The sequence below is a fragment of the Clostridium sp. genome, assembly GCF_051650885.1.
Classification (GTDB): Bacteria; Bacillota; Clostridia; order Clostridiales; family Clostridiaceae; genus Clostridium.
This window is the reverse complement of sequence record NZ_JBOFRG010000092.1, coordinates 1-7,057: the sequence shown is the minus strand read 5'-3', so window position 1 is coordinate 7,057 and position 7,057 is coordinate 1. Positions and strand designations below refer to the sequence as shown.

Here is a 7,057-nt window from a genome sequence, read left to right as displayed (position 1 = left end):
TAGATAAATATGTATTTTCCTTATTATTTTTTGCTATATTCTCTATAACTTTCAATGTTATCGGATCATACTCTTCAATACTAATGTTTAAATCTCTATTAGTTTCTGTTATCCAATTTAATACATATTTTGTATTTTCTCTATACTCAATATATCTTGATAATTGTGATTTTACTCTTTTATAAGCCTTTAATAGTTCTTTTTTTATTTCTTCATCTAATTTACTATTATTGATGCTATTTTCTAACTCACTTTGAACTTTATTAAATTTCTCCTTTTCTTCTATGCTATACAAATCTACTATCTTTTCTTCAATCTCAAACTCTTTCTTTGCCTTTTCTATTTCATCTTTAGATATATTTGATGTCTCATTATCATACTTTTGATTAATCCACTGTACTCTATCATTATCTACATATATTTTATCTTTCTTAAAATCCCAGTCCTTTAATGACACTAATGTTCCATCTGATTTCAGTCCTATTAATTCTCCAACATAGACTTCTAAATCAACAATATTTTTCTCATATTTCTTATTCCCCCCCTCACAATATTCTTTTAACTCCAATACCAACATTATGAAATAATTGGTTTATTTTTACAATTGCAGTTGTAAGATTCTTCATTTCTTACTTTTATTTAACTCTAAACCTTTAATTTTTTATATTATAACTATAAGAAAAGCATAGTATTCATACTTCCTGTTTAACCTAATTAGATTCAATTCCTACAATTTCTTCAACGCTCTTCTTTACACTTTTCCCTCAGTTACATTTCAGTTTTATTCACAAAGTTAATTATTTAGACATCTTAGCGCTAATATATCTCCTTTTTTAATATAAAATAAATTTCATATAAATTTTCTACAATAAATAAAAATTTAATATGCGCTTCTTAATTTTAAAATTAAAGTATTAGTCATTTTAATTTTCTACTAAACTATCATCTAATTCATTTAATAACCTTACACTAAAAATATGATACTATTACTTTTGCATAAAATAATATCATAGGGGGACAATAAGGATGTTTATAAAAATGCTATTAGGTATACTAATATTTGTAGTATGCCCAATTGAAATTATATTTTTAATTAAATCTAAAGTTTTAATAAGAAGTAAATTGCTCATAATTGGTATTACACTTCTAATATTTTTGCTCTTAGGAGGCGATCTCTTTCTATTACATATTAGGGAAAATAAAATTAATCAAGCTATGCTTAGAAAGAACAGTTATATAGAAAATATAGTCTCTACTACAACAGAAAATCTTAAAGACTATAATAAAAATGATGTGTATAGCAACGATATAGTTTTAAATTTTTTAATTACCGCCTATACTTATACTGTGAATGGCGAAAATAAAGTTGGTACTGCAATACAGGATAAACTTGATGGTAAAATAACAAATAAGAAACTAACCGAAATAATAAACAATGAAGATGCTGCTTTAACAACTTTTAGTGATGCATTAGAATTATTATTCCATAGTGGTTATTTAAATAAAGAAAATACTTATCAAAGTTCAATCATTAGTGGCAGTATTGCTTCTTTAGTGGATATAAATAAAAATTTTATATCTAAAGGAATTACCTACGATACAATTACAAACTTTAATGAAACTTCAACTAATGCAACAAGTTTAATGAAAAATGTATTACATCTATGATTCATTTTAAAAATAAGTATCAAAAAAAGTATTAACTTTTAGCTAATACTTTTTTTGATTATTCCTTAAAGAATTGCTAAAGGCTCATCACTAGTAAAATTTCTTGCACAGTTTATAGCGTATCCAAGAATCCTCTAGATTTCTTCTCTTAGCTTCATATACCTTTCATACCTCCAAACTCCTTAACAGTCTAAGATATTTAATAATCTATTTATACCAACATTAATTTACTGGTGTCTTTCTCTATCTCTCTACACATTAAAGCCTTCATTAAATGAATCTTTTTTATCTTTTCGCATCCATCTAAATCTGCAAAAGTTCTAGCTATTTTTAAGAATTTATCATAACTTCTTGCACTGAAATTAAACTTTTTATATGCCATTTTTATGAGTTCAAACTCTTCATCACCTAACCCACAAAATCTTCTTATTAAATCTGATGGCATTTTAGAATTATCATTTATACCATTAAACTCTTTAAACCTCTTTTCTTGAATCTCTCTAGCTTTCATAACTCTCTCTTTTAATACTTTTGATTCAACACCTTTTACTTCACCTCTTAAATCTTCTATCTTAACTGGATTTAAGAATCTTTGAATATCAATTCTATCCATAATCGGTCCTGACAATCTTCCTCTATATCTTATAATATCTGAATCTTTACATTTACACTTACTTCCTCCAGAATATCCACAAGGACAAGGATTCATAGCTCCCACAAGCATAAAGTTTGCTGGAAATTCTCCTGTGCTTCTCACTCTTGAAATCATAACTTTTCCATCTTCTAAAGGTGCTCTAAGACCCTCTAAGCTTTGCTTACTAAACTCAGCTATTTCATCTAAAAAAAGAACTCCATTATGTGCTAAAGATATCTCACCTGGCATTGCAAAAATTCCACCACCAATTAATGAGTTCATAGATGCATTATGATGAGGTGCTCTAAAAGGTCTTTTCTGAACAAGCTCACCTCTATTTTTAAGTAAGCCTGCAACACTATGTATTTTCGTTGTTTCTAATGCTTCATCCTCTGTCATTTCTGGAAGTATTGTAGGAATTCTTTTAGCAATCATAGACTTTCCACAACCTGGCTCACCTGCTAAAAGGATATTATGTCTCCCAGCTGCTGCCGCTACAATAAACTCAAGTGTACTATCTTGACCTCTAACCTCTGAAAAATCTACTGTAAACTCATTTTTTATTATCCTATTTTTAGCTAATTCAACCTTTTTATATGGATTTACTCCTTGCAAAAACTGAATAACTTCATTTAAATTATTAAATGCAAATATATTAACTCCTTTTACAGATGATGCTTCCTCTAAATTTTCTAATGGTACTATTAAATTATTTATACCTCTATTTTTAGCCTCTAAAACCATAGGTAAAACTCCAATGCAAGGCTTCAATTCACCATTTAAAGAAAGTTCACCTATGAATCCATAACATTCTACTTCCTCTATGTTAATTTGCTTTGACTGAATAAGTAAACCAATAGCTATTCCTAAATCATAATGTGATCCTCTTTTTCTTATATCACTTGGTGATAGATTCACAACAATCTTCATTTTAGGAAACTCAAAGCCTGAATTTTTAATTGAAGATTCAATCCTCTCCCTTGACTCCTTTATAGAAATATCAGCCATTCCAACTATACTAACCATAGGTTTTCCATAAACAGTATCAACCTCTATAGTTACTAAATATCCATTAATTCCTCTAAGACCAAATCCATTTATTATAGCTGCCATTTTTATTCTTCCTCCCAAACATCCTTAATCATATATTTTTCAACATATTCCTTATATAGGATAAACCTATAATTATATATAAAATTCCTTAAAACAATATCTCTACTTGTAAATTTTTCATCCTCTTCCCCAATAAACACACTGTAACTAGACCATTTATAATCCTGTGGAAACTTAACCATAGATGCCCTAACTGGATTTAAATGTATGTATCTACTAACCTCCAATAAACCTGAATCATTCTTAACTTCCTCTAAATGATATCGCCCTCCAAACAGATGCCCCACATAATTATTTTTCTTATTAAAATACCTTGTATATAATCCAGTTATCCTTCCCATAAACTCTCCTGGTACCATATCTTTAATTTTAATTAATAAATGAATGTGATTATCCATAAGGCAATATGCAATAATCTTTAAATTTTCAGATCCAAAATGCTCAATCCCATCACAAATAAGATATATGAAGTATTCAAAATCCTCACAATCTTTGAATATATCACTCCTTCTATTTCCTCTATTAGTAATATGATAGATGCCTCCACTATAATATTCTCTAGCTTTATAACTCATACAAGTATTCCTCCACAACCTTATATTACAATACTCGCCAAAATATTATATTTATATACGAACAAAAGTTCTTTTATTTTATCAAATATTTACTTTGTTACGCAAAAAGAGCACCAACACTAGTGTTAGCACTCCTTATCTATCTTAAATCACTTTCTTTTATATTGCTTATTTTACATTTTCTTCTTGAATTTACCCGGGGTTTGTTCTGGTCACTTTAGATCCCCCTTGCTTTTCTTCATCTCATTCCTACCTATTATTTTAAATTATTTTATAATAATTCGTTTATTTTTTCTATTTTTTTGATATAATATAAGTAAGAAAAGTACAGTGCTGTTACACTGTACTTAACCTAGAACATTTATTTGTTTTTGGGGCTATTGAATACTATGATCTAAAGAGCGCTATTTGTTAGATGGGCGCTTTTTTTCTTTGTTCTTTATCTTTAAAGAAATCTTCTTTAAACTTATTTCTAAAGAAAATACTTCATTTTAATTTTTTCATTTGTAATCTCTAAAAACAATTCTAATGTTTCCATTTTCTCAAAACAATATTTAAATATATCCTCTTCTACTCTCTCTCTTTTGTAATAATCATGAGTATATCTATTTCTTAATTTAATGATTGCTAATAAATATTTTTCTAAGCTACTTTCAATAAATCCATATATACAAGCCTTCTTGATTATCTGTATTCCTGACAATCCATCTTCATAATTATCTGTCATAACAAGATATGTCTCACACATATCTATTATATATTCAGTAAAATCTTGATAATATCCAATGATACCTCTTTTAACATATATTGAATTTGATTTTTTATACTCTTCCATAGCTCCTTGCATTAAAGCTAATGTATCTTTTGCTGCATTGAACTTTTTATTTAGACTTTCTTTCTTATATTTATAATAAGGCGACATTTTTCTTCCTCCTATTTTTCACTATTTCTTCTATACTTATTTACATACATTCTAAAATCCAATTCTTTAAATTTATCTAATATAAGCTTATCCTCTGATTCTAAATATTGTTTTGCAAAAACTGTATCATACTCCTTCATAGTTAAAAAAGTTAAATGTATCTTATCATATTCAAAATATTCCTCAAGTATTGGCACTAAATAATCCTCTATATCAAACTCTTCAATAACATCATCTCTATATTCTAATAAAACTAGAATATCTATATCACTTCTATTTTCTCTAAAATATTTTGTATTAAAACTTCCAAAAATAGCTAACCCTATAATGTTTCCATACTCTACATTTTTCAACTCACTAAGCTTAATATTCTTCATCTCATTCCTACCTATTATTTTAAATTATTTTATTATCTTTATTATATACATTACCTATTTTTTTAATCAATACCATATTTCAATTTATTTCCTATATAATTTTTCTATCATCTTATTCCAGTTCCCTATTATTCTATATATCTTATCTCTTTAAAGAATCTTGCAATTATTTTATTTCTTAGTAATGCTTATTTTACATTTTCTTCTTGAATTTACTCAGGGTAAGTTCTAGGCACTTTATGTCCCAGTTGCTAGTTTATATTAAAGCAAAAAAAAATGAGCTATTCGCTCATTTTTACTAAATCCATGCAAGCATGTCTATCGGCCTTCCGCCTACTATATATTTACATTATATCATTTAAATAATCTTTGTCAATTATTTAAATCTAATTTTTTCTTTAATTCAATGTTTTCTTTTAATACTGCTTCATAATCTTTTTTCAAATTTCTAACTTCCATACTCTGCTTTTTAAAAAATTCTAACAATATTTTTTCATTTATTCTATCATAAAATTCTAATGAAACTTCCCCAACCTTTCTATTTATTCTAGTTTTACTAATACATCTAATAGAATCAATTAATACTCCCGTATCTTTTTTAAAGCCATCTTCCTTTGTTCCATTAATAATATATTTATTTTTCTTTCCAAATTTTCCTGTTGAACATGGTATAACTAAAGAAAATCCTGCATTACTATCCTCTAAAATTATACACGGATGTAGATATGACATTTCAAACCCATATCCTAAACCTAGATCTATCTCAACTATATCCCCTCGTTTAAAACTTACCTTATTAATTTTACCTTTTGTACTTAACCATCTTCTTAAACTCAAAATAATAGATTTTATTTCAACTTCTTTTAATTTTAAAACAAATTCTTTTAATTCGCCTAATATATCTTCTAATCTACTACTATCCACATTTCTCACCTATTTCTATTTTTTAAATGTATCCTATAATTTCCCCTCCTATTATAACAGTATTCCTCTATATTTACTATATCCTTATCATGTAACTTAATATGTACTTTGTTACGCAAAAAGAGCACCAACACTAGCGTTAGCACTCCTTATCTATCTTTAAATCTTTTTCTTTTAAATTACTTATTTTACATTTTCTTCTTGAATTTGCCCAGGGTTCGTTCTGGGCACTTTAGGTCCCAGTTGCTTATATACAAAAAGGCACCTTAAAGGTACCTTGTAATCTATTGGGATTTTTTTTGTTTTACTTGGTGATACCCTCCCACCAATTCAAATATTGAAACTTTTTTATTTTTACTTGGTGATATTCTCACACCAAATCATCTATACATTATATTCAATTTTTATTTTTTTAATCCTAATTCTTCATGAAAATATTGTAATGAAGAAAATTTAATAATCTTCTCTGCTCTATAATACGCTGGTTTCTCAAACCACTTCTTATAATTTTCAATAAACTTCTTAAATCGATTAGATATCACTTTTTGCTTATTAATAAATTCTGAATACTCACTACTTTCAATCCAAGTTTCTTCTCCAATAAAAGCATCATCTTTTATAACTACTGCTTTTGTAAAATCCAAACCCGAATTTTCAGATCTAGTTGATCTTTTAAAAATATAACAATTTTTATGATTTATATGCGTCCTAAATGGTATTGCAAATGTTACTTCATCAACTTCAAATAAAGCAACACAATAAGGTCTATCTTCTTTTTTTAATATTTCATGGCAATCAAAATACTTTTCATAAAATTTCTTCGTTAAATGTTTTGGTTTATTCT

The 7,057-nt window shown here is 27.1% G+C and carries 8 protein-coding genes; 1 reads left to right on the top strand and 7 read right to left on the bottom strand.

Features of this window, described 5'->3' with window-relative positions:
• A partial coding sequence (locus ACRC28_RS04300; protein ID WP_438542222.1) for a hypothetical protein occupies positions 1 to 568 on the bottom strand: 568 nt, incomplete at its 3' end.
• A gap of 647 nt (positions 569 to 1,215) precedes the next feature.
• Between ACRC28_RS04300 and ACRC28_RS04295 the strand changes: the two genes are divergently transcribed.
• Complete coding sequence (locus tag ACRC28_RS04295) at positions 1,216 to 1,668, top strand: hypothetical protein (RefSeq protein WP_438542221.1); 453 nt, start codon at positions 1,216 to 1,218, stop codon at positions 1,666 to 1,668.
• Positions 1,669 to 1,879: 211 nt separating this feature from the next.
• Here the strand turns inward: ACRC28_RS04295 and ACRC28_RS04290 are convergent, their stop codons facing one another.
• The 6 genes from ACRC28_RS04290 to tenpIN form a co-directional block, all read right to left on the bottom strand.
• Positions 1,880 to 3,415 carry a YifB family Mg chelatase-like AAA ATPase gene (locus tag ACRC28_RS04290; RefSeq protein WP_438542220.1) on the bottom strand — a complete coding sequence of 512 codons (1,536 nt, stop codon included), beginning with the start codon at positions 3,413 to 3,415 and terminating at the stop codon, positions 1,880 to 1,882.
• A 2-nt stretch (positions 3,416 to 3,417) separates the two neighbouring features.
• Positions 3,418 to 3,990, bottom strand: a complete 573-nt coding sequence (locus ACRC28_RS04285) for a transposase (protein ID WP_438542219.1) — start codon at positions 3,988 to 3,990, stop codon at positions 3,418 to 3,420.
• Between the two features lie 472 nt (positions 3,991 to 4,462).
• Entirely contained in the window at positions 4,463 to 4,912 is a 450-nt protein-coding gene (locus tag ACRC28_RS04280; RefSeq protein ID WP_438542218.1) for a hypothetical protein, read from the bottom strand.
• Positions 4,913 to 4,923: 11 nt separating this feature from the next.
• Positions 4,924 to 5,289 (bottom strand): nucleotidyltransferase domain-containing protein, encoded by a 366-nt coding sequence (locus ACRC28_RS04275; protein WP_438542217.1) that lies wholly within the window; start codon positions 5,287 to 5,289, stop codon positions 4,924 to 4,926.
• A 372-nt stretch (positions 5,290 to 5,661) separates the two neighbouring features.
• Positions 5,662 to 6,213 carry a type II toxin-antitoxin system PemK/MazF family toxin gene (locus ACRC28_RS04270; RefSeq protein WP_438542216.1) on the bottom strand — a complete coding sequence of 184 codons (552 nt, stop codon included), beginning with the start codon at positions 6,211 to 6,213 and terminating at the stop codon, positions 5,662 to 5,664.
• 404 nt (positions 6,214 to 6,617) lie between these two features.
• The coding region (tenpIN, locus tag ACRC28_RS04265) for a type III toxin-antitoxin system TenpIN family toxin (protein WP_438542215.1) at positions 6,618 to 7,057 on the bottom strand (440 nt) is incomplete at its 5' end.